The organism is Paenarthrobacter sp. TE3676, from assembly GCF_056279165.1.
The window spans coordinates 304,948-327,359 of the sequence record NZ_JBWBQU010000004.1 but is presented as its reverse complement, the minus strand read 5'-3'; the positions used below and the strand labels follow the sequence as shown (position 1 = coordinate 327,359).

Here is a 22,412-nt window from a genome sequence, read left to right as displayed (position 1 = left end):
ATGGAAACACTGCTGAAGGTCGACGGTCTTTGTGTGGACGTAACCATCCAGGGACGGAACTATCCGGCGCTCAGAGACGTCTCCTTCAGCGTCGAACGGGGCGAAGCCCATGGTCTGGTGGGTGAATCAGGATCAGGTAAAAGCCTGGCTCTTCGTTCGTTGATGGGATTGCTGCCACCGAACGCGCGGGTGGTGGGAGGTGCCGCTCTGTTCAATGGCTCCGACTTGTTCGCCAACAAAGGCAGGAACATCCGAAAAATCCGTGGCACCGGCATATCCATGGTGTTCCAGGAACCGGCCGTGGCGCTGAACCAGATAGCCCGGGTGGGTAAGCAGATATCCGACGGGATTGCCCAACGAAAGAAGCTGAGTCGGAAGGAGGCCCGGGACTACGCCATCCACATGATGGGAATGGTGGGAATACCCAGCCCCGAACTCCGGGTGGACGCCTACCCCTTCCAACTGTCCGGCGGGATGAGGCAGCGGATAATGATTGCCGCCAGCGTGGCGTGTGAACCGGAACTGATTCTTTGCGACGAACCTACTACCGCTCTGGACGTGACAGTGCAGGCGCAGGTTTTGGCCCTCTTCGCAGGACTCAAGGACGAGTTGAACGCAGGCATCCTCTATGTCACCCATGACCTGGCCGTGGTGTCCGAACTCTGCAGCACCATCAGCGTGCTCTATGCCGGGCGGCTGGTTGAGTCGGGAAGCGCATCGGATGTCTTGGGGAATCCCCGGCAGGACTACACGCGTGCACTGCTGGCTGCCACCCCCCGCATCGATGAGCCGGGTCAACGGCTGCAACCCATACCGGGGACTACGTTGGCACTGCGGGACAGGCCCACGGATTACTCCTTCGCGATGCGGATTGCGGAACATGCGTTGGACAACACAACCACCTCCGAGGAGCAATAGCATGTCCACTACTCAGCTAAATCACAATGCCCCCGGGAACATCCTGGAGATGCGTAATATCCGGGTTGAATATTCCAGCGGCCGCGGCCGTGGCAAACGCCCGATTGTGGCGCTCAATGGCGTGGATCTTTCCGTTCCCAAAGGCACAATCCTTGGATTGGTGGGCGAATCCGGCTCGGGCAAGTCCACACTGGCCAGGGTTTTGATTGCCCTGGAACGGTCCTTCACTGGCACCATGACGTTTAACGGTGAGGTGTTGCCTCCGCAGCGGAGCAAGGAATTGAGGCGTCGGATCCAGATGGTGTTTCAGGACCCGTATTCTTCGTTGAATCCGAGAATGACCATTCGCCAGACTCTCGCCGAGTTGCTGCGGGTTCACCGGATAGTTGAGCGTCAGCATGTGGACAAGAGGTGTCGCGAGCTGATGGGCCAGGTGCAACTTCCAGCCAGAGCCCTGGATAGCTACCCGATCTCCATGTCCGGTGGACAGCGTCAACGGGTTGCCATCGCAAAAGCCCTCGCGCTGGAGCCTTCCCTCCTGGTGGCGGATGAGGCAGTCTCCGCCTTGGATGTCTCCGTTCAGGCAGGAATCGTCAACCTCATGGCGGACCTCAGGGATGAACTGGGATTGTCCGTCCTGTTCATCGCGCACGACCTCGCGGTGGTCAGGAGCCTGTGTGAAAACGTGGTGGTCATGTACCACGGCAATGTCGTGGAAGCCGCACCCACGGAAACCCTGTTTTCGGAACCGCGCGACGATTACACCAGGAACCTCCTTGAGTCGATTCCGCGGATCCGCTACTGACCCGATCACTGTCAGGATCACCGACATGGGCCAACCCGAGGCCCATTAAACAGCTTTGCAGGAGCCGTACCCGGCTCCTGCAAAGCTGTTTAACCAGGACATACGTCAGTTGAGGGACTCCCTGAGGAACATGGTCTTGGCGGCTACCGCCGCCATCTCGTAGGTAGTCCCGATCATGCCCAGAAGTTCTTCGGATGAGTCCACTTCGCGGGCAATGACGAGGTTGCTGATGCGTTGTACACCGGGCACGGCTTCCAACAACTCTGCGGCCAACGGATTCTGGAAACCTATCTCAAGCTTGAGCCGGTCAGGAATGGGCAACAACTTGGTCTTCTCCACCCCTTGGACCGCGGCCCGGGCACCCTTGCGGATCGCCTCGCGGGCAAACGCAGGGGAGAGACTGTTGGCAGCCTGAAAACCATGCGCGACCTTGACCGGGACCGTCTGCACTCCGCCAAATTCGCGCTCGGCCAGGGCACAGATGACGTCGTCGCCCGTAACCAGGCCCACGGGGACGCCTCGGGTAGCAGCAAAAAGGCCGTTGATGCCGGCCTCCGAGGCGATCTCCCCATTGAGTTTGAAGCTGGTGAACAGGGCCGAGAAGCTGTGGGACAGAAGACCTTCCACTCCGGCTGGGGCGTGGTATCCAACGTAGAAGGCAACATCGAAGTCCGGTGTCAGGCCCTCTGCCATACAGAACGCAGTTGGTGAACCGAAGATTACCCGCGCCCTGGGATCCAGATCCTCGTGCAGGAGGTTGTTCATGGTTCCGTGGCTGTCATTGACCAGTACTTCCGTAGCGCCGCCTTCGAAGGCGCCTTCAATTGCGGCATTGGCCTCGGCAGTCATCAGGGCCTGGGCCCGGGGATAGCCCCTGCCTCCCCGGATGATCTGGTCGTAGGTGGCTACGCCCGAGATGCCCTCCATGTCAACTGAAATGTATACCTTCATGCGGGGTCTCCTTAGTGGTTGGGTTAGAGCGTGGATGAGGCGGGGGAGAGTCTGTACCAACCCGTCCGGCTTACCCCTGTTGCGACGTAGCCGGACGCAAAGGCGTTTTCGAAGACAGCACGGAGGTGAGAACGCCACCTTGCCGCTTCTTCGATGTTGGATCCTCGAAGGGCAACGATGTCCCGGGGAGCCCGGCACCACAGGTTTCCCTCATGCTGCACCAGGGAGGGCCCCGAGTCCGGTCCGTATTCCAGGGCGCTGTTTAGCGGCCCTTGGGGGAGGCTTACGTCTTCAGGCATGCCTTCGCTGCACCTGATGCTCCGCACCGAGGACAAAGGCCAGACCACAACCAGTCGGTCTGATTCATCATTGGCATTGATCTGATCTTCCATTTCGCCGTAAAAATTGCGCTCGTACTCGGAGGCGACGGCACCGAGCTTGGTCAGGTTGAAGCGTGCATTGCGGCTGACCAGGGGATCGAAAGTCCAGGTCATGGTTTCCAAACCATGTGCCAAAGCCCATGCGCGTTGGTGTTGTTTGAGGGCGAATCCCACGCCGTGGTCGGCGACGCCTGGGAGCACCCCGGCGATGAGGGAATATGCGGAGCCCTCGGGTGAAACGATGGCCACTGCGGCCCCACACAGCGCTCCGTCACGCGTGTACGCGGCGGAGACGTTGCATCCGGCGTGCGAGAAGCTGCGGAGGAGGTCGAACGGGATGGGCGCCCCATGGGGCGACATTCCCCAGACGGATACCAGCAGCTCTTCGACGTGCTGGAGTTTTTCCCGATCATGCTCGTCCACGATGGTGACGTTGGCCCTGGCGGCTGCCGAAGCTGCGGTCACGAGTGCACGCTCTGCGGACAGGTGGGCCTCAAGATTCAGTGTCATGATTCAATCCTTGCTCGATCAGTGGGGTGTGGCTTTGTCCGCGCCAACCAACAGTTCTGGTGCTCCTTGTCCGGGACTACCACCCGTGAAAACAGAACGCTCCGCCCTGCAGGGCAGGACGGAGCGTTCGCCATTAAGGGACAGTCAGCGGAGCATGCGGACGGATGAGGGAGCCAGCAGCCCGTCCGCCATCTCAAAAGTTGCCCCCATTGCGAAGGTGGGACTTGTCGAGTTGACGAACGGCACCACGTCCACGTGCTCGAAGAGCCTTTTCTCGGCCGCTGCCCAGTCCTCGCAGCCTGCCTCTCCAGTGGAAGCTGCGGCCTTCTGGACGGCTTCCACATAGCCTGGGTTGTTGATGTAGGCAAAGTTGGCGCCATCCGGAGGCGTCGGCCCCGAAACAAGGGGCATGAGTTCATTGGGGAGGGAGACGCCGATGGGTATGAATGCTGCACCCCAGCCGCCTTGACCGCCGAGGATCAGCGAGCTGCCCTCGGCGTCGGTAACGGGCCGGAGTTGGACATCAACGCCAATTCCAGACCATACCTCCTTGACCAGCTCAGCACCTGCCGCGAAGGTGGGTCCCAATGTGCTGGGGTAGAAGAACTCCATTTTCAGCGTAGTTCCGTCTTTGCTCCGCACCCCGTCACCACGAGCCTTCCACCCCGCGGCGTCCAGTGCGGACTTGGCCGCTTCGAGGTTGTGTCCTGGCAGGTTGCCTGTCAGGGTGTCCTGCTTGCAGGGGCTGAGTACCGGGGCGACAAGGCTGGTGGCAGGCTTGCCGCTCCCACTGGTTACCACCTGCCCGAGTTCATCGAGATTTAGTGCTTGCGTCAACGCGCGCCGAACGCTTTCATCAGAGCCCGGCGAGCCTGGTTTCTGATTGAACCAGACTTGTCCCAGGGCTGTGACCAGGTCACGCTGGAATGCCTTCTTGTTTTGGAGTCTTTGTTTGTCAGGTCCCAGGAGGGTAGCTGCGTTTACTTCACCGGACAGCAGCAGGTTGGCCGCCGTGGTCTCGTTGGCAATGACCTTGAGGACAACCTTGTCCGGCAAGCCCTCCTGGTCCTTCTTCCAGTCGCCGGGTCCCCATGCATAGTCCTTGCGTCGCGTCAGTGTGTAATGGTCGCTTGGGGCCACCTCTGTCACGGTATACATACCTGTCCCGTCAGACCCCTGGGCCAGGATGCTTCGATCCTTGGATCCTGCTGCGCAGACGATCGGCAATCCGCCCACGTTCCGGACCAGGAACGGCTCGGGCGTAGGCGAGGTGACCGTGACGGTGCCAGCGGAAGCGTCTGCAACCGCGGTGCCACCCGAAGGGACGTACACACCTGTGCGCGTGGAGTTGTTGCCCGGGTCTCCCACGAAGTTGATGTTTGCGGCAACGGTTTCGGGCGTCAGCGGCGTACCATCGGAGCACGTGACGTCCTTGCGCAGGGTAAACGTGACGGTGGTGTTGGTGCCTTCCCAGCTCTGTGCCAGGCCGCTCACCAGCTTCCCGTCGGGGTCAAAGTTCAACAGTGAGTCATAGAGGAAGTTGGCGGCCTGCTGCGTTATGGAATTGGAGGCGAAGTGGGGGTCCAGGGAACCCGGGTCCGCGCTCAGCCTCATTGTGAACGTCTTACCGTTCGCAAGTTCGCCACCGTTTGTCTTCGGCGAAGAACCTGAGCAGGCCACCATCGTCATTGATAGCGCCCCTGCGGCGGTGATGCCGAGAGCCGCCTTGATCATGCTGTGAGTCTTCATGGAGTCATTCTTTCGGTCTGCTGTGCTTTAGCCTTTAGCCGACGGGACAATCCCGGCGCTCAAGGATTATCCAAGGGGACTACTGGGTGGGGTTGCCACGAAGGGTGTCCACGGCGAGGCGCGCGGCCCTCCCAATTGCGGCGTCGACCGCCGGCTGCGGGTCGTAGAGGGTTGCCGATCGTGTAAAGACGGCGACGGCGTACTGCCGCCCGTCCGGGTAGGTCACCACTCCTGCCTCGTTGCGTATGGCAGGAAGCGTTCCGGTTTTACCGGCTACCAGGACGCCGTCGCCGAAGCCGGATGCCATGCGGTGTGGCCAGATTTGCCGGGCCATCATAGTCCGGACGCGGGCGCATGTTTCGGCGGAACCCGCCGTGTCCGTCCAGATTGCTTCCAGCAGGCGAACAGTGTCCCGGGCTGTGGATGAGGGTGTTCTTTCGGGGTCCAGGATGCCCATCGACCAAATCTGCTCCGGTGTGGCCTCGGCCAGCATGGCGTCGATGTCCAGGCCGCCAGGACCGGGACCCACGCCCAGATCGGCCGCCATCTGCAGGTCCATGTCCTCCCCGCACCCGAGGATCCGGGTAGCGTGGAGCTCTAGGGTGTCCAGCACTGCATCCACGGCGCCCTGCCCTATTCGGTGGAAGATGATGTCCGCGGCGGCGTTGTCGCTCATGGTCATCATGAACAAGGCGAGATCCCGCCAGCTCATCTCGACATCATCCGCGCATCCGGCTGTTCCGATGCCGCCCACCCGGTACCGCGAGGTGACTATGGTCCTTTCCGTTTCCACCAGCCGGCCCGCGGAGACTTCCCGCGAGTAGGCCAGTGCAAACGGAATCTTGAAGACAGATGCCAGCACAACGGGCTGGTCCGGGTTCAGCGAAACCTCGGGACCATCAAGGACGCCCACCTGACGCGCGTGGACGGAGCCAACGGCTCCCACGGAGGCGAAGAGTTCACCAAGTTGTCCGGTTCCCGGGCTCACGCGGTGACCCGGCGTTCAGCCCGTCCGGTGTGGACGAACAGGGCGCGGCCGTTCCCGTCATCGCCCACGAAGGTATGCGGCATGTGCATGCCGTATTGCATTTGCCGGGGCAGCAGGGTGTCCCCTCCGGTTGCCACCAGTTCAATCTTTTCGCGCTCGTCGCCCACTTCTTCGTACAGTCCCTTGGGTGTCCGCTCCAACCAGATACGGCCCTCAGGGTCCTGGCTGACCACAACGTCGGCCACGCGTGAGGAGTATTCCCCAAGGAAGCGTGACGCCTCCACACGGACACTGGCTTCGGGAGGTGTGGGAAGTTGCGGCAGCCGGATACCCGCAAATTCGCCGAGTACCCGCTCCGCGATTTCGGTGAAGACCGGAATCGGGGTGCCTCCGTTGCAGAAGAGCGCGATGGAGACGTCCGTCTCCGGACAAATCCGCAGGAAAGCCGTCTGGCCGATGGTGCCGCCATCGTGACCGACTACAGGGCCGCCGTCATAATCAAAAAGCGCGAACCCCAGCCCCCACGCGGAGCCCATCCATCCGAGCTCAGGCAGCGATACCTGCGGTTTCAGCATGCCTGCGACGGACTCCGGGCTGAGAACGGGCTTGCCAGTTGCTGTTCGTCCTGCATTCATCTGCATCTGCGCGAACTTGAGCAGTTCGCGGGCGCTCATGGTGAGCATGGAGCCGGCAGGGGCGGTTGAACGAGGCAAGGCCCAAATGGGGGAGGGCTGTGGTTCTTCGTCACCATGGGTAATGTGTCCCACGGCGGTACGAAAGAGGATGGCCTCATACGGACCGTTGGCTGCGTGGGTCAGTTCCAAGGGGGTGAACAGGAACTCACGGAGGCATTCATCGTATGGTTTGCCGCGCACTACCTCGACCATCCGACCCAGGAGGGCATACCCGGCGTTGTTGTAGGAGAACATCTCTCCCGGCGGAAAGAGCTGCGGGACGCTATCGAAGGTTTCCACCAGCTTGGCGAGGGCATCCTCACCTTGTCCTGTATCCGTGAAAATATCGCCCTCGAACCCGGCTGTGTGGCTCAGCAGTTGGCGGGCGGTGATGACTGCCGCTGCTGATTCGTCTTCAAGCCTGAACGCCGGTAGGTAGTTTCGGACTGGGACGTCAAGGTCCACTTTTCCTTCGTCCACCAACTGCATGACCAAAGTAGCCGTCCAGAGCTTGGTGATGGAGCCGACCTGGAACAAGGAATCCACGGTGGTCTCGACGCCGGTGTTTCTGTTCAGCACGCCGGCGGCGGACTCGATCACCTCGCCCTGGACAGAAACCGCGACAACGGCGCCCGGGACCTGTTGTTCAGCAAGCAATGCAGGGAGGCGGCCTTCCAGCCACATGTGGACTTCATTGAGGTTGGTCATGCGCCCATGGTAAGTCGCTGGGTGGGCAGTCCACTGTTGTCCGATTTCCCCGCATCCACCTTTAGGCATTGTGGAATTGGCCAAAGGTTGGCACTCGATGTGAGCCACATAATAGATATCGCCAGTCTCGTGGGAGGTCCACCGGGATTCTAGGAGCAGGAGTGGAAATTGAGCACTGCAACGCGTTTAGCCGCGGCGGCAACAAGCAGCCCGTGGTCGGGCTTTACGGCGCGAAGACTAGGCCGACTGGTGGTTTCCGTGTGGGTCCTGGTGACGGCGTCGTTCCTGATGATCCACCTCATCCCCGGCGACCCGGTCCGGTCAGCACTGGGTGCCACGGCACCCACTGCCCTGGTGGAGGCCCGGCGTGAGGCATTGGGGCTCAACGACCCCCTGTGGCTTCAGTATCTCCACTACCTCCAAGGTTTGTTGGGTGGAAATCTGGGGACCTCGATGACCTCTGGCTTGCCGGTGGGGCAGATCATCGGGGACCGGCTTCCGGCCACCTTTGAGCTGGCGGGCTTGGCGTTTGTTCTGGCCGTCATCATTGCTGTGCCCGTTGGTGCCCTCATGGGTGTTCTCACCCGCGGCGGCAGGCGTCGCAGGACGGAGCTGACCTTCACGTCCACCTCCATTTTGTTGGCTGCCATACCCGAGTTCCTCCTAGCCGTAGGCTTGGTGTTCTTTTTCGCGGTCCAACTCGGGTGGTTTCCGGTGGCTGGCCGTTCCGATGCGGGCTCCTACATCCTTCCGGTCCTCTCCATGGCGGTTGGCTCGGCAGCAGTGCTGTCCCGAATGGTTCGCGTGGAGATGCTTTCGGTGCTCGGCGCCGACTACGTCCGCACAGCCCGCGCCAAACGCCTCCCGGACTGGATGGTCTACTTCCGCCACGCCCTGCCGAACGCTCTGACAGCCACCTTGACCATTGGCGGCTTGATGCTGAGCGCCATGGTGGCGGGAACAGTGCTGGTGGAGAACGTCTTTGCCTGGCCCGGTCTGGGCAGCACAATCGTCGCCTCCATCCTGGCAAAGGACTATCCCGTGGTGCAGGGCGTGGTGCTGGTGTACGGGCTTGGCGTCCTGCTGGTGAACCTATTTGTGGACATAGCACTGGGCCTGCTGGATCCGCGTTCGACAATCAAAGAGAGCTGACTGATGCGCACACCGAGAAAAACAGCCGCACCCCGCACGGGCAAGCGGTGGCTGGCGGCGCTGAAGACGCCAGTAGGTGCAGTGTCGGCGGTAATGCTGTTCGCAGTCCTGGCACTGGCAATTGCCGCACCCGTCTTGTGGTCCGGACAGGCCGAAGAGATCAACACCAAAGCAATCCTGCAGGACCCTTCCGCGGAGCACCTGATCGGTACCGACAGCTTGGGCCGTGACTTGTTCTACCGGCTACTGGTAGCCACGGGCCTATCGGTGAAGCTGGCCCTTGCGGCCACGGGAATCGGCGTCCTTGCCGGCTTGCTTCTGGGCACCCTTCCCTCGCTGGTGGGACGCCGCGCGGGAAGGCTGGTGACGGCCGTGGTAAACATCGCCGTGGCGTTCCCCGGGCTACTGCTTGCCATGTTCTTCGCCGTGATTTTCGGTGTGGGCGAGACCGGCGCCGTGCTGGCCATCGGCTTCGCCACGGCTCCCTCCTTCGCCCGACTGACCCAAACCCTGGTAGCCACGCAATCGGAACGCGACTTCATAGCGGCCGCCGAACTGGCCGGAGTCGGCAGGGTGCAGCGGCTCCTGTGGCACGTCCTGCCCAATATCGCAGAACCCTTGGTGGTGACGGCCACCATCGGCGCAGGAAGTTCGCTTCTGGCCTTCGCAGGCCTGTCCTTCCTGGGCCTCGGCGTCCAGCCGCCGGCCTACGATTGGGGCAGGTTGCTCAACGAAGGCCTCAACGACATCTACCTGCACCCCATGGCTGCCCTCGCACCCAGCCTCGCGGTCATCATTGCCGGGCTGGCGTTCAACCTTTTCGGTGAGGCCGTCGCCAAAACCCTTGGCACCCCCGGGTCCGCTGGCAAGGACCCGGCACCCTCACGCGTGGTGAAGTCCGCCGTCGTCGAACCGTTCGCTGTGGAACCGCCAGCTGAAGCCGATGACGCCGTACTGACCGTCCGAGACCTCTACGTCACCTTCCCGGGGCCCAACGGCCCCATCACCCCGGTCCGTGGCGTGAGCTTCAGTCTTGCGCGGGGCGAAGCCGTGGGTGTGGTGGGTGAATCCGGCTCCGGCAAAACGCAGACGGCCTTGGCCTTGGCACAGCTGGTGGAGTATCCGGGCCAGGTCACGGCATCCCGTCTGGAATTCCTGGGCCAGGACCAACTCACGGACAGCTTCAAAGCCCGGCGCCATCTGCTGGGAACCTCGTTCGCGATGGTGTTTCAGGACCCCATGAAGTCGTTCAACCCGACCATGCGCATCGGCAGGCAGCTCGCCGAGGTGGCCATGCGGCACCAAGGGATGAACCGCCGCCAAGCGCTGGCAAGGGCCGCGGACCGCCTCCGGGCTGTCCGGGTACCCGCAGCGGAAAGGCGCCTGAGGCAGTATCCGCATGAATTTTCCGGCGGCATGCGGCAGCGCGCCATGATCGGCATGGGCATCATGGGAAATCCGGCGTTGATCGTTGCCGACGAGCCCACCACCGCACTGGACGTGACGGTCCAACAACAGGTGCTCCGGCTGCTCTCGGCCATCAAGCAGGAAGATAACGTGGCAATGCTGCTCATCAGCCACGATCTCACTCTGGTTGGCCAGGTCTGCGAACGTGTCCTGGTGATGTACGCGGGCCGCATTGTTGAGGACCTTCCTGCTGCCGAGCTTGCCGGGCGAGCGTTGCATCCCTACACGCAGGCACTCCTGGCAGCCGTTCCGGACATGGACACGGACCGCGACATGCCTCTGGCCGTCATTCCGGGGCGCCCCTCCGATCCTTCCCAGATTCCGCCCGGCTGCGCGTTCGCTGCCCGGTGCCCCAAGGCAACCGAACAATGCACCAGCGAGGATCCTCAATTAGTCCGGCAGGAAGACGGACACCGGGTGGCCTGTTGGCACCCTTCCCGTGATGCGGGCAGCCAACCCGTGCCGGTTGAGTTGAAATTACACGCCGCGGTGTTGCAAGGAGATGCCTCATGAATGAACTTCGGTTCGAACAAGTTTCGGTCCGCTTCGGCGGCCGCCGCGGGATGACGGCCGTGGACGGAGTGAACCTGGTAGTGCCACACGGGCAGGTGGTTGGCCTGGTGGGAGAATCCGGCTCCGGAAAATCGACGCTGGCCCGGGCAGCTGCAGGCCTCACCCCCTTGTCGGGCGGCCGGATCGTCTTCAATGGGCAAGCACTGCAGCACCGCCGCGGGGAACGCAATCCGCTGCAGATGGTGTTCCAGGACCCGCACTCTTCTCTGGATCCACGTATGAGCATTGGCGATTCCATCGCAGAAGCCATCGCGCGGACCGGGAGGAGGGCCCCGGGGGAGCGGACCGCCGAAGTGGAACGTCTGCTGGGGCTGGTGGGCCTGGACCCCCAGCGTGCCTTCAGCTACCCCGGCCAAATGTCCGGCGGCCAGCTGCAAAGGGTTGCCCTGGCCAGGGCGCTGGCCGGCCAACCGAAGATCATTGTGGCCGATGAGATCACCTCCGCGCTGGATGTGTCCGTCCAAGGCACAGTCCTCAACCTTATAAGGGACCTGCAACGGGAACTCAATCTGTCCATGCTGTTCATTTCACACAACCTGGCCGTAGTTCGCTACGTAGCTGACCTCATCGCAGTGATGTACCTCGGACGGATCGTGGAACAAGGACCAGCCGAGCAGATCCTGGCAGATCCGCAGCACCCGTATACTAAGGATCTGCTGGCGGCAGTACCAAGCCGTACCAGTCCGGCCCTGGCTCCTCCCGCCGTAGATCCCGCCGTGCGCGCCGTCAATGACGCAGAACCAGCGGACCCGCACCACCCTCCCTCAGGCTGCAGATATCACTTAAGGTGCCCCATAGGCCCCCTGGTTCTTCCGGGGCGGGAGGTATGCGAGGTCGATGATCCTGCCCCGGACGGCCACAAGAACGCGGCGGCATGTCACTTCGCCGGTGAACTGTTGCTCCCGGCCAAGGCAGGCCTCCTGTGACCCGGCGGCTCCTCAGCACCGATCTCCTGGACATCGCCGCCCCGGAACAGCCGGCGCTCTCCCCGGACGGACAATGGATCGCCTACGTGCTCAGGACGCTCGACGCCGGTACGGACAGCACCTGTCGCAACATCTGGCTGGTGGAAACCCGGGGCGGTTCTCCCCGGCAGATCACTTTCAGTAGCAGTGACGCCTCGCCGGCATGGTTGGCTGGCGGGTCACGGTTGTCGTTTGTCCGCACCGTAGAGGGCCGGGACGAGGTCTGCATCATGACCATGGCCGACCACGCAGTGGAGATCATCGCCACGCTTCCCCCGGGAGCGGGCAGGCCCGTGTGGAACCCTGACGGCACGCGGCTGGCTTTTACCGCTTTTGTCTCCACCTCCGGGGCCACTGGCGCTCCGGCGAGGCAGGCACAGCTGGCCGACCCGCCCATGGTGGCCGATGGCTTCTACTACAGGACTGATGGCATCGGCATGCTGGGATCGTTGATCCGGCAGCTTCATGTCCTGGAACCTGCCACCAGGACCTGCGTCCAACTTACACACGGAGACTGGCACGTGCGGAACCCGGAATGGTCTCCTGACGGCAGTCGCCTGGCCTTCGCCGCAGGACCGGCAGCCGACGATGAATCAAGCCTTCTGGCACCGGCACATGTAATGGACGCGGACCGGCCGGGAGCGGAACCATCCGTTGTGGGCCCAACCGATGTGGTTGTTGGCGCACTGGAATGGGCAGGGGACGGGCAATCCCTCCTCGCTGTTTCCAGCCGACCGGTAGGCCACAATTCCCTGACCCGTCTTCCGCTGGACGGCAGCTCGCCCGTGGACCTTAGCGGAACCCTGGACCGTAACGTGATGGCCGGAGCGCCCGCCTATCCGGGCGCCTCGCCGCGCCTCACTGCAGGCGGGGGATCGGTGCTGTTCTGCATTCGGGACCGCGGCTGCACCCACCTCCTGGCAGTGGACGTCGACGGCGGTGAACCTCGCCGGATACTCCATGGCGATGGACTGGTGGTCTCTGAACTCTCAGTGGCCGGGACAGAAGCTGTGACAATTCTCAGGACGCCGACCTCCTTCGGAGAGGTGGTGATGGTGAACGTAGAGGACGGCACCATGCGGATGCTGACCCAGCACGGGGCGAACCTTGCTGATGTGGAACTGTTCCAGCGTCAGGAGAGGGAATTCAATATCTCGGACGGCGCTGTTGTGCAGGGCTGGCTGATCGGCGATCCGGAACCCGCAGGACCCAGACCGCTGCTGCTGGATATTCACGGTGGCCCGCACAACGCCTGGAACGGAGCGGCTGATGATGTGAACCTGTATCACCAGGAATTGGCTGCACTCGGTTGGGTGGTGTTGCTGCTCAACGTCCGGGGGAGCGACGGGTACGGCGAAGAGTTTTACCGCGCCGCCGTGGGCCGCTGGGGCGTTGCCGATTCTGCGGACTTTCTGGAGCCCTTGGACGAACTTGTTGCCGAAGGATTGGCTGACCCGGATCGGTTGGCAGTGACGGGCTACAGCTACGGGGGATACATGACGTGCTACCTGACCGGCCGTGACCAGAGGTTTGCCGCTGCGGTCGCAGGCGGGGTGGTCAGCGATCTTCGGAGTTTCGCGGGCACCTCCGACAGCGGACACTTCTTCATCGCACGGGAACTGGGAACCCGGGACGAACACAGCCTTGACGGGTGGGAGGACATGTCGCCCATTTCTGCCGTGGCCAAAGTTACGACGCCAACACTTGTGCTCCACGGCGCCGATGACCTCAGGTGTCCGGTGGGACAGGCCGAGCAATGGCACGCTGCTCTTTGCGAACAGGGCATCGAGAGCCGCCTGGTTGTTTACCCCGGAGGTTCACATCTTTTTCCGGATATGGGTCCTCCATCCCATCGAATCGACTTCAACCGCCGCATCGTCGATTGGGTAGAGGATCACGTGAACGGAGCAGCCAACGTCCAGAAACAACGAGGGGCGCCAACGGCTGTGGAGGCGGGGCTTGGATGAGTGATCAGCGTCCCCGTGTGAGCCTGGGGCGTGTCCTGGATGATTTGGGTGCCACATTCCTGGAACTCATCCAGGGCGACGTGGGGGCCGCGGATGAAATTGGGGGAGTGGTCATCTACGACCCCTTCGATGAACCGGTCCTTCCCGCCCATGCCCTGGTGTTGGGAATAGGCCTTCAGGATGCATCCCTGGCGACGCTGATCCGGCGCCTGGGGCACCAAGGGGCCGTAGGACTTGTGGTCCGCACCCCGACCACAACCGACCCCAAGGTGGTCCGGGCTGTGGAAGAGTCCGGGGTTGCGCTGCTCGGCCTAACCCCCGGGGCAGGATGGGCGCAGCTGGCTGCCATGCTGCGCACATTGCTTGCAGCACGGGATGCAGGAGTCACCGCTTCGGATTCGGTGGCGGGCTTACCTGCAGGCGATCTGTTCTCCTTAGCGAATGCCATTGCCGCTCTCATGGATGCACCCGTAACCATTGAAGACCGGAACTCCCGTGTGCTTGCTTTCTCCGGGCGTCAGGACGAGGCGGACAACTCAAGAGTTGAGACGATCCTGGGACGCCAGGTGCCCGAGGCCGTATCCAAGGTGTTCGTGGAGCGCGGTGTGTTCCGTGAACTGTATCGCTCCAACGAGCCGGTCATCATCGACGCATTGCCCCCATCTTTGGACGCTGTCTCCCTGCCCAGGGTTGCCGTGGCGGTCCGGGCCGGCGATGAATTCCTCGGTTCCATTTGGGTTGCCGTCCGTCGTCCGCTCAGCGAGGAGAGAATGCAGTCCTTGCGCGACGGGGCTAAGCTCGTGGCGCTGCATGTGCTGCGGCTGCACGCCGGAGCGGACGAGGAACGCCGGATGCGGGCCGATCTGCTGAGCAACGCCCTGGAAGGTGGGATTGGCGCCCTGGACGCGTTGGACCGGTTGGGCTTGGCGGGGCAGCCTGTAGTGGTACTGGCTTTGTCCGTGCTCCCTGATCCGGAGCCTGCACGCCGAACAGCAACTGATGCAGGACTGGCCATGGAAAGGCAAAGGATAACTGACAGCTTCGCCATGCACCTTGGTGCTGTCCAGCCACGCTGCGCCGTAGCCCTCCTCGGTGATACCACGTACGCACTGTTTCCCGTTTCGCAAGACGAGCACGCGGAAGAGCGTGCTGCCGCAACGGGGAGTGATTTCCTTCGACGCCTGGGAGACCGTGCCAACGCTGTGATCGGAGTTGGGACGCTGGCCAAAGGGCCCGCCGATCTTGCAAGCGCCCGGGCCAGCGCGGACCGAGTCCTTCGCGTGCTCCGATCGGACAACGTAAGGGGCCGGCGCGTGGCCCGGCTGGCCGATGTTCATGTTGAAGCGTTGATCCTCGAGTTAACCGAGCTCGCTGCTTCCCGCGGTGAACAGCCCACCGGGCAGATCGCCCGACTCTATGCCTATGACCAGAAACACAACGCCAACCTGGTAGATACCCTTCGTGCCTGGCTCGACGCTTTTGGTGACATCGCCGCCGCTTCGGCAGCTGTCTATATCCACCCCAATACCTTCCGCTACCGGCTGCGTCGACTCGCCTCCGTAGGTGGGCTGGACCTGGACGATCCACAGACCAGATTCGCCGCCATGCTCCAACTTTGCATTCTGTCCTCACACTCCAAGTGAGAATTCCCCGCCCGCACCATTGATAGGAATCCGTCCCCATGAAAATTTCCCGCGCGACCATTACCCTGATAGATGTCCCGTTGATTGAACCCTTCTTGGTTTCCTACGGGTCCTACCCGTCGATGCCAAGCATTATCCTTACGCTGGAAACCGATGACGGCCTGGTTGGATACGGTGAGAGCGTGCCGGATGGGCACATCACAGGCGAGACACCCACGGGAACAGTTGAGGCACTCAGGACGGAACTGATACCCGCAGTTTTGGGATTGGACCCCCGAGACATCACTGCAGTCCACCATCGGCTTGGTGCCGCGCTCAAAGGTTGCGGCGCCGCAAAAGCTGCTGTGGATATCGCCTGCTGGGATTTGGCAGGCAAAGCGGCTGGACGCCCCGTGTACTCACTGCTCGGTGGCCGCAGGCCCGCACAGCCCACCATCGCCCGCGTGATGAGTATCCTGGCGCCCGACGTTCTAGCCGAGCAGGCCGTCCAGGCCCGGCAAGAAGGGTATCGCCACCTCAAGATGAAACTTGGCGGGGGAGACGGACAGGATATCGAACGGGTGCGCGCCGTGCGGGCGGCCATCGGTGACGATCTGGGAATTCGCGTGGATGCCAATCAGGGCTGGGGCGATCCGGCCACTGCACTGACGATGATCAGGGCCCTGGAGCCGTTTGATATCGACTGGGTGGAACAGCCCATCCTCGCCGACGACATTGATGGTTTCCGACTGATCCGCCAGGGCACGGGGATCAGGCTCATGGCGGACGAAGCCGTGGTGGATGCACGGGATCTCGCGCAGTTTGTGCGTGACCGCTCCGTGGACATGGTTAATCTAAAACTGATGAAAAGCGGAGGCATCACTCCATGCCACCGGTTGGCGACACAAGCCGAACTCGGCGGACTCAAGGTACAAATCGGCTCCATGCTTGAGACCAGTATTGCTTCCTCGGCAGGCTTTCACCTGGCGCTCAGCCACCCTAACATCGTTTCCACGGAGCTCTCCGGCCCCCTGAGGTTCGCAAAGGAACCTGGCGATCTGAAGTACATCATTCCGGACGTTCACATTACGGAGAAACCCGGTCTGGGCGTCGAGGTTGACATAGATGTCCTGGCAGAACTGACGGTCAGCGAATGCGAGGTCCGGGTATAAGGCCGAGCCCCCGGGATCAGCTCCGCAGGTATGCCAGGACGGCCAATACCCTTCGATGGCCCCTGTCCATGGTGGACAATTGCAGTTTTTGGAAGATATTGCCGATGTGCTTGCTGACGGCAGTCTCGGTGACCACCAATCTGCCAGCTATGGACAGATTGTCCAGCCCTTCGGCCATGAGACCCAGAACGTCGCGCTCCCTGGGTGTCAGGGTGCTCACCGGATCCCCGGCGCCGCGGCGGCTCATGAGCTGGGAGATGACTTCCGGGTCCATTACGGTGGCACCGGCGGCCACCCTGCGGAGCGTGTCCGTGAATTCTGCTACTTTACCCACGCGCTCCTTAAGCAGATACCCCAGGCCTGCTGCGCCCTCAGACAACAGGTCGCCGGCGTAGCGGTCCTCCACATAAGCGGAGAGGACCAGAACCGGAAAGCCGGGCCGCCGCCGTCGGGCTTCCCGGGCTGCCTGCAGCCCTTCATTGGTGAAGGTGGGCGGCATCCGCACGTCCAGGACCGCGGCGTCCGCTTTGTCCAGCACAGCGAGGAAGTCATCGGCGTTGTCCACAGCGGCGACGACTTCGAATCCCTCACTTTTCAGGAGCAATGACAGTCCTTCCCGCAGGAGGGCATCGTCCTCAGCAATTACCACTCGCATGGCAGTTCCACCTTGACAGTCGTTGGTCCCCCGGCCGGGCTCTCGAACCGGGCTGAACCTTCGAAAGCCTCTGTCCTGCGGCGGATGCCCGCGAGGCCACCACCCGGACGCTCGAGCGCTCCGCCGGAACCATTGTCTTCGACGGAGATAAGTAGTTTATCTGCTGACCCGGTTTGACCTGCGTCGCGGCCGACCACCACTATTATCTGCGACGCGTCACTGTACTTGTTCGCATTGCTCAAGGCTTCGGCAACGATGAAATAACTGGCGGACTCCAGTGCCGCCGGCACCCGCTCCAGATTCTCCAGGGTCAGGAGGCACGGAATGGCCGACCTTCCCGACAATGCCGACAACGCACCTTCAAGGCCCAGTTCGTCCAGGATCGGAGGATGGATGTCGTGCACTGCCGTGCGCAAGCCTGCCAGAGCTTCAGTGGCCGCCTGCTGGGCCCGGCGGACGTGAGGGAGGGCCTCATCCGGATTTTTTTCAAGGGTCCGTTCGGCAAGTCCGAGCATCATCACGACGCCGACCAAGCGGTTTTGTGCGCCATCGTGCAGGTCCCGTTCGATCCTCTTGAGTTCCGCGGCATGGGCGTCCAAGGCTGCTGCCCGGCTGGCCGTCAAGGCCGTCACCCTCTCCACCAGGGATGATTTGGTGGGCGCGAGGATCCGTAACTGGGCCCACGAAAGCCCCCGGGCAACAGCCGGCAGGAGCAGCCAAGAGAGGACGGCGTAGGCAAGCCCGATGGGAAGCATCCAATACGCAGCCTCCCAGGAAGTTACTGGATAGATGCTGCTGACGGGTTGGTCCGGAGGAAGCAAGTACCAGTAGGCCGGAATGAGTAAGGTGTTCAGTGCGCCAAAAGGCAGGGCTACGCAAAAGACGGCCACAATCGGCACAATGAACGCGTGCCCCAGCAGCCACAGGGCGTCCCGGCCGGTGGAGCGGGAGAAGACAAAGCGCTGCCGCTCTTCGAACGACGGTTTTCTGGGGAGCGGGGCATACGCTGCAATGACAACCGACCCCCTGTATCGGCCTGTTCGCCCCCTTGCGAGCCCGGCCCACCAACGAAGCGCAGCCACTAAGGGGGAAGCAATCAACCACCCGCCGCTGAACAACAGCAGCGGGGCCAGGACTGCCGTGAGCATAAAGAAGCCCATGGACAGGAAGCCGAACACCAGTTCACGGGCGAGGTACGCGAATGCGCGCCACCATTGCCCCAGTCGTTTGTTAATCACCTGTCCAGTCTCTCCCGGCGACACAGCCCTTGTCGGTGTAGTCAGCTACACCATTTGCTGGTGCAGCTTTCACCCCTAAAAAGACGGGGTCCTGCACCATCGTGCCTGTCTCCGCTGATCCGTAGCGTCGAAAGCATGAAATCCGATGCATCATCAATAGCCTCCAAACTGCCGGAAAGAGCTGCGCGCGTCGCATCCGGTGCAACATCCAGGGACGTGAGTATCGACGTGATAAGGAGTCTCTGCCTGGTGGTCGTGGTACTGATCCACGCCCTGATGGTGGGAGTGAGCATTGGGCCGGGTGGTCCGGTTCTGGAGAACGCCCTCGATGGACAGGCATGGTTCGCTTCCGTTACGTGGTTCGCCCAGGTCATGCCTTTGTTCTTCATCGCGGGAGGCTTCAGCTCAATCTCCCATTGGCGAGCCATGTCAGATCGGGGAGAAAACGCAGCGGACTATGTTCGTTCCCGACTTCTGAGGCTTCTGGTTCCAGCGGTGATTCTGGTCGGGTTGGTCGGATTAGGCCTGCTAGTGCTGACGCTGGCCGGTGTCCCCGCCAATATTGTTTCAACCGCCGGATACCGCATCAGTCAGCCCTTATGGTTCCTGGCTGTGTATCTTGGCTGCTCGGCTTTGGTGCCTTTGATGGCGTACGCACACCGCAAGGCAAGAGTCCTCACCATGCTTGGACTGATGCTACCGATGGTTGCAGTCGACGCTCTCAAAATCCTGACCGACCAAACAGCCGTCGGCTACGCAAACCTCGTGTTTGTCTGGCTCTTCGTCCAACAACTGGGTTTTTGGCTCGCGGATGGGTCTCTTGAGCGATTGGCGCCGGTTGTACGCGGGTATGGGGCGGGGATATCACTGGCCTTGTTAATGGCCTTAACCGTTGCTGGTTGGTACTCCGGCGACATGTATCTGAATCTCAACCCGCCCACAGGAGCGTTGGCACTGCTGGCAGTGGTGCAAGTGATGGTCTTCTCCCTTTGCCAGCCAAAAATCCGGCGGTGGGCAGAAAATCCCTTTGTCATCAGTTCGATCAGGGCTGTTGGATCACGCGCGATGACCATCTATCTGTGGCACATGCCGGTTCTCGTTGCCCTTGCGGGGTTTCTGCTCATCCTGCCATACCGGCTACCCGTACCAGGAAGTGGAGACTGGTGGTTCACAAGGTCGTATTGGCTCGCGGCAGTCTTGTGTGTCCTTCTCCCCGTTGTTCAGGTATTCGGGCTTTTCGAACGTGCGGGCAGTGACCCGCGCCTACGTTCGAGCAACAACCGACGCGTCGCGTTCAGCACCGTGCTGGGCGTCTTGGGCGTGATTGTCCTGTTGATAGAGGGGGTAACCCCGGTCACGGCCGGAATAAGCGTCGCCCTGTTCTGCTGCGCCTTGGTGGGTCACGCGAATCTTCCGCGTCTTCGAACAGCCCATTAGCTACAGCCCTATGGGCTATCAACGTCACCGGAAAAGGAAAACAATCCATGAAAAGACTTCGCACGACTTCCGTCGTTGCAGCCCTGCTCACCGTCCCACTCGTGGCGGGCTGTGCGGCGGTCAACCTACCGGCGGATCCGGCAAGCGGCCTGGCGCGCTTCCACGATCAGAGCATCGTGTGGGCTACCTGCGAGGACCAAGAGCTCGCCAACTCCGGAACACAATGTGCAATGGTCACGGTTCCACTCGACTATTCCGCCCCGGACGGCGAGACCATCACAGTAGCGGTCTCCAGGATCGCATCCACGGACCCGTCGAAGCGACGAGGGATCCTGCAGACCAACCCGGGTGGGCCTGGAGGCAGGGGCCTGGGATTACCTGCCATACTTCGTGCCGGTATGACACCTGAGGTGGCCGCAGCCTATGACGTGATAGGCATGGACACGCGTGGGCTTGGCAAGAGCACACCCGTAGATTGCGGAGTTCGGCAGATGTCCTGGATGCGGTCTGCCGGCACCGACCGCGAAGGATTTGATGAAAATGTTTCAAGGGCCAAGGAGGCAGCTGATCGATGCTGGGAGAAGTACCCCGGTATCCTTCCCCACATCAACACACAGAATATTGCCCGGGACGTTGACGTTATCAGGGCGGCGCTTGGCGAATCCGAGACGTCATTTCTGGGGTGGTCCTATGGGACGTTCCTCGGCGCGACGTACAGCCAGATGTTCCCCGACAGGATTGATCGCCTGGTACTGGACAGCGCACCCGACCCCGCAAAGTACGGAATCACGATGTTCAAGGACATGGCTGCCGCAAACGAGAAAGCAATAGACGACTTCGCAGGGTGGGCTGCCTCCCGGAGCAATCAATACCAGTTGGGATCAACGGCAACCGAGGTGCGTGAGGTGATCGAAAAGTTGATCAGCGACGCGGCCCAAAAACCGATCCCGGTAGGCGACTACATGCTGGATGACCATGTGCTGCCTTTCCTCATGTATGTCAACGGGGTCAGCGACCTCGAAGCGGACAACGAGACGTTCGCCCAGGTGCTGGTCCAACTGCGTGCCCTCGCCCGCGGCGAAAGGGTTGAGCTTCACCCCATGCTGGCCGGGTTGGTCCAAGCCTGGTTCAAGACCGAGCTTGGTACCGGAGCCGACTACTCAGCAACCCTGGCCATCGTGTGCGGCGACGTCACCATGCCCGCCGACCCCGAGTGGTACTGGGAGGAGATCCAGCGGCACCGGCGCGACCAGCCGGTTTTTGCCGGGGTGCACCACACGATAACCCCTTGTTCGTTCTGGCGGAAGAGCCCTGCCCTGCCCATTGCCATCGACAACCCCGCACGTGCGTTGCAGATCCAGGCCGTTGGGGACACCCGGACCACCTATGAGGAAGGCCTTGGCATGCACGCAGCGATGAAAGGTTCCCGTTTGATTACGCTCCCTGGGCGGATACACGCCGTTTTCCCCACCTATGGCAACCAATGCGCCAATTCCGCCGTCAACGACTACCTGCTCGACGGGAAGCTGCCCAGCGCAGACATCGTCTGCGAATAGCGGGCCGCTGGGTTCAGCGCTTGGTATAGCCAGCACCACCTTCTTTCCGGTGCCTGGCTGGATGGGACAGAACACGCGTCCGTCTTAGCGTTGAAGCATGACTTCCGTACTCCGCGGCGTCGCCCAGGCGATGCATCAGTCCACCGAGGTGCTGTGCCTCGATTCCGTCATCAAAACCTACGGCTCGAAGGCCAATTCCGTCACCGCGCTCGGCGGCGTCAGTCTGTCTCTCCAGCGCGGCAGCTTCACCGCGATTATGGGGCCGTCAGGCTCGGGCAAGAGTACATTACTCCACTGCGCCGCTGGCCTCGACACCCCCACGAGTGGCTCGATCCGTCTTGGCGATACAGAGGTAACCGGGTTACCAAAGTCAGCACTTACGGCATTCCGGCGCGACCATGTGGGCTTCGTGTTCCAGGCGTACAACCTGCTGCCTGCTCTGTCGGTGGAGGAGAACATCAGCTTGCCGTTGCTGCTGGCCGGAGGCTCGGTTGAAAAAGGCTGGTTGGACTTCCTCTTGCATTCCGTTGGACTGGAGGCCCATGCCGGGAGGCGGCCTGCAGAGCTTTCCGGCGGGCAGCAGCAGCGGGTTGCGATAGCGAGGGCGCTGATCACACGACCACATGTCGTATTCGGGGACGAACCCACGGGGGCCCTGGATTCCCGTTCAGGGAAACAAGTACTGGATCTGCTTGCACACACGGTGCGCGAACTGGAACAGACCGTGGTTGTAGTCACCCACGACCCCGTGGTCGCTGCACACGCCGACCGCGTCATCTTCCTCGCTGATGGCGCTTTCGCAGGACACCTCGATAGTGCCAGCCCGACCCAAATTGCCGACCACATGAGCACTTTGGGGGAGTGGTGATGAGGCGTCTAACTTTTTGTCGTCTGGTACAAACGGGCCTGCGTCAGAACCGCACAA

General features: G+C 61.9%; 18 protein-coding genes. 11 read left to right on the top strand and 7 right to left on the bottom strand.

What is annotated here, in order from left to right:
- Complete coding sequence (locus ACZ881_RS12050) at positions 1–918, top strand: ABC transporter ATP-binding protein (protein WP_476115663.1); 918 nt, start codon at positions 1–3, stop codon at positions 916–918.
- Position 919: 1 nt separating this feature from the next.
- Entirely contained in the window at positions 920–1,723 is an 804-nt protein-coding gene (locus ACZ881_RS12045) for an ABC transporter ATP-binding protein (protein WP_476115661.1), read from the top strand.
- A gap of 105 nt (positions 1,724–1,828) precedes the next feature.
- On the opposite strand, the gene ACZ881_RS12040 is transcribed toward ACZ881_RS12045, so the two are convergent.
- From ACZ881_RS12040 to ACZ881_RS12020, 5 genes are all read right to left on the bottom strand, one after another.
- On the bottom strand, positions 1,829–2,674 hold the full coding sequence (locus tag ACZ881_RS12040) for a M55 family metallopeptidase (RefSeq protein WP_476115657.1): 846 nt from the start codon (positions 2,672–2,674) through the stop codon (positions 1,829–1,831).
- A 23-nt stretch (positions 2,675–2,697) separates the two neighbouring features.
- Complete coding sequence (locus ACZ881_RS12035; protein ID WP_476115655.1) at positions 2,698–3,564, bottom strand: hypothetical protein; 867 nt, start codon at positions 3,562–3,564, stop codon at positions 2,698–2,700.
- Positions 3,565–3,708: 144 nt separating this feature from the next.
- Positions 3,709–5,313 carry an ABC transporter substrate-binding protein gene (locus ACZ881_RS12030; protein WP_476115652.1) on the bottom strand — a complete coding sequence of 535 codons (1,605 nt, stop codon included), beginning with the start codon at positions 5,311–5,313 and terminating at the stop codon, positions 3,709–3,711.
- 79 nt (positions 5,314–5,392) lie between these two features.
- The gene (locus ACZ881_RS12025; protein WP_476115650.1) at positions 5,393–6,301 is read right to left on the bottom strand and encodes a serine hydrolase; all 909 of its coding nucleotides are present in this window, start codon (positions 6,299–6,301) and stop codon (positions 5,393–5,395) included.
- Positions 6,298–7,683 (bottom strand): serine hydrolase domain-containing protein, encoded by a 1,386-nt coding sequence (locus ACZ881_RS12020; RefSeq protein ID WP_476115648.1) that lies wholly within the window; start codon positions 7,681–7,683, stop codon positions 6,298–6,300. The genes ACZ881_RS12025 and ACZ881_RS12020 overlap by 4 nt, the downstream gene beginning before the upstream one ends.
- A 168-nt stretch (positions 7,684–7,851) precedes the next feature.
- Between ACZ881_RS12020 and ACZ881_RS12015 the strand changes: the two genes are divergently transcribed.
- Genes ACZ881_RS12015 through ACZ881_RS11990 form a run of 6 tightly spaced genes read left to right on the top strand, consistent with a single transcriptional unit; the run spans position 7,852 to position 16,601 of the window.
- A complete protein-coding gene (locus ACZ881_RS12015) occupies positions 7,852–8,835 on the top strand; it encodes an ABC transporter permease (protein WP_476115645.1) in 984 nt (327 codons plus the stop codon).
- A gap of 3 nt (positions 8,836–8,838) precedes the next feature.
- Positions 8,839–10,815 carry a dipeptide/oligopeptide/nickel ABC transporter permease/ATP-binding protein gene (locus tag ACZ881_RS12010; protein ID WP_476115643.1) on the top strand — a complete coding sequence of 659 codons (1,977 nt, stop codon included), beginning with the start codon at positions 8,839–8,841 and terminating at the stop codon, positions 10,813–10,815.
- Complete coding sequence (locus ACZ881_RS12005) at positions 10,812–11,801, top strand: ABC transporter ATP-binding protein (RefSeq protein ID WP_476115640.1); 990 nt, start codon at positions 10,812–10,814, stop codon at positions 11,799–11,801. The genes ACZ881_RS12010 and ACZ881_RS12005 overlap by 4 nt, the downstream gene beginning before the upstream one ends.
- Positions 11,798–13,807 (top strand): S9 family peptidase, encoded by a 2,010-nt coding sequence (locus ACZ881_RS12000; protein WP_476115638.1) that lies wholly within the window; start codon positions 11,798–11,800, stop codon positions 13,805–13,807. Before ACZ881_RS12005 ends, ACZ881_RS12000 begins: the two co-directional genes overlap by 4 nt.
- The gene (locus ACZ881_RS11995; RefSeq protein ID WP_476115635.1) at positions 13,804–15,450 is read left to right on the top strand and encodes a PucR family transcriptional regulator; all 1,647 of its coding nucleotides are present in this window, start codon (positions 13,804–13,806) and stop codon (positions 15,448–15,450) included. The genes ACZ881_RS12000 and ACZ881_RS11995 overlap by 4 nt, the downstream gene beginning before the upstream one ends.
- A 38-nt stretch (positions 15,451–15,488) precedes the next feature.
- Positions 15,489–16,601, top strand: coding sequence for a mandelate racemase/muconate lactonizing enzyme family protein (locus ACZ881_RS11990; RefSeq protein ID WP_476115632.1), 1,113 nt, complete (start codon positions 15,489–15,491; stop codon positions 16,599–16,601).
- Between the two features lie 16 nt (positions 16,602–16,617).
- Here ACZ881_RS11990 and ACZ881_RS11985 read toward each other — a convergent pair whose 3' ends face one another.
- Together ACZ881_RS11985 and ACZ881_RS11980 are read right to left on the bottom strand one after the other, a co-directional pair.
- Complete coding sequence (locus ACZ881_RS11985; RefSeq protein WP_476115629.1) at positions 16,618–17,256, bottom strand: response regulator; 639 nt, start codon at positions 17,254–17,256, stop codon at positions 16,618–16,620.
- Entirely contained in the window at positions 17,244–18,494 is a 1,251-nt protein-coding gene (locus ACZ881_RS11980; RefSeq protein ID WP_476115626.1) for a sensor histidine kinase, read from the bottom strand. The genes ACZ881_RS11985 and ACZ881_RS11980 overlap by 13 nt, the downstream gene beginning before the upstream one ends.
- Before the next feature lie 135 nt (positions 18,495–18,629).
- Between ACZ881_RS11980 and ACZ881_RS11975 the strand changes: the two genes are divergently transcribed.
- The 3 genes from ACZ881_RS11975 to ACZ881_RS11965 all read left to right on the top strand — a co-directional run bounded on the left by ACZ881_RS11975 (position 18,630) and on the right by ACZ881_RS11965 (position 22,355).
- Positions 18,630–19,931, top strand: a complete 1,302-nt coding sequence (locus ACZ881_RS11975) for an acyltransferase family protein (RefSeq protein ID WP_476115624.1) — start codon at positions 18,630–18,632, stop codon at positions 19,929–19,931.
- A gap of 47 nt (positions 19,932–19,978) precedes the next feature.
- Entirely contained in the window at positions 19,979–21,487 is a 1,509-nt protein-coding gene (locus tag ACZ881_RS11970) for an alpha/beta fold hydrolase (protein WP_476115621.1), read from the top strand.
- 97 nt (positions 21,488–21,584) lie between these two features.
- Complete coding sequence (locus ACZ881_RS11965; protein WP_476115618.1) at positions 21,585–22,355, top strand: ABC transporter ATP-binding protein; 771 nt, start codon at positions 21,585–21,587, stop codon at positions 22,353–22,355.
- The last annotated feature ends 57 nt before the right edge of the window (positions 22,356–22,412 follow it).

Excerpts from the sequence above, each read along its gene's own strand:
- ACZ881_RS12050 (WP_476115663.1), top strand. The coding sequence starts at position 1 with ATGGAAACACTGCTGAAGGTCGACGGTCTTTGTGTGGACGTAACCATC.
- ACZ881_RS12045 (WP_476115661.1), top strand. The coding sequence starts at position 920 with ATGTCCACTACTCAGCTAAATCACAATGCCCCCGGGAACATCCTGGAG.
- ACZ881_RS12040 (WP_476115657.1), bottom strand. The coding sequence starts at position 2,674 with ATGAAGGTATACATTTCAGTTGACATGGAGGGCATCTCGGGCGTAGCC.
- ACZ881_RS12035 (WP_476115655.1), bottom strand. The coding sequence starts at position 3,564 with ATGACACTGAATCTTGAGGCCCACCTGTCCGCAGAGCGTGCACTCGTG.
- ACZ881_RS12030 (WP_476115652.1), bottom strand. The coding sequence starts at position 5,313 with ATGAAGACTCACAGCATGATCAAGGCGGCTCTCGGCATCACCGCCGCA.
- ACZ881_RS12020 (WP_476115648.1), bottom strand. The coding sequence starts at position 7,683 with ATGACCAACCTCAATGAAGTCCACATGTGGCTGGAAGGCCGCCTCCCT.
- ACZ881_RS12010 (WP_476115643.1), top strand. The coding sequence starts at position 8,839 with ATGCGCACACCGAGAAAAACAGCCGCACCCCGCACGGGCAAGCGGTGG.
- ACZ881_RS12005 (WP_476115640.1), top strand. The coding sequence starts at position 10,812 with ATGAATGAACTTCGGTTCGAACAAGTTTCGGTCCGCTTCGGCGGCCGC.
- ACZ881_RS11995 (WP_476115635.1), top strand. The coding sequence starts at position 13,804 with ATGAGTGATCAGCGTCCCCGTGTGAGCCTGGGGCGTGTCCTGGATGAT.
- ACZ881_RS11990 (WP_476115632.1), top strand. The coding sequence starts at position 15,489 with ATGAAAATTTCCCGCGCGACCATTACCCTGATAGATGTCCCGTTGATT.
- ACZ881_RS11985 (WP_476115629.1), bottom strand. The coding sequence starts at position 17,256 with ATGCGAGTGGTAATTGCTGAGGACGATGCCCTCCTGCGGGAAGGACTG.
- ACZ881_RS11975 (WP_476115624.1), top strand. The coding sequence starts at position 18,630 with ATGAAATCCGATGCATCATCAATAGCCTCCAAACTGCCGGAAAGAGCT.
- ACZ881_RS11970 (WP_476115621.1), top strand. The coding sequence starts at position 19,979 with ATGAAAAGACTTCGCACGACTTCCGTCGTTGCAGCCCTGCTCACCGTC.
- ACZ881_RS11965 (WP_476115618.1), top strand. The coding sequence starts at position 21,585 with ATGACTTCCGTACTCCGCGGCGTCGCCCAGGCGATGCATCAGTCCACC.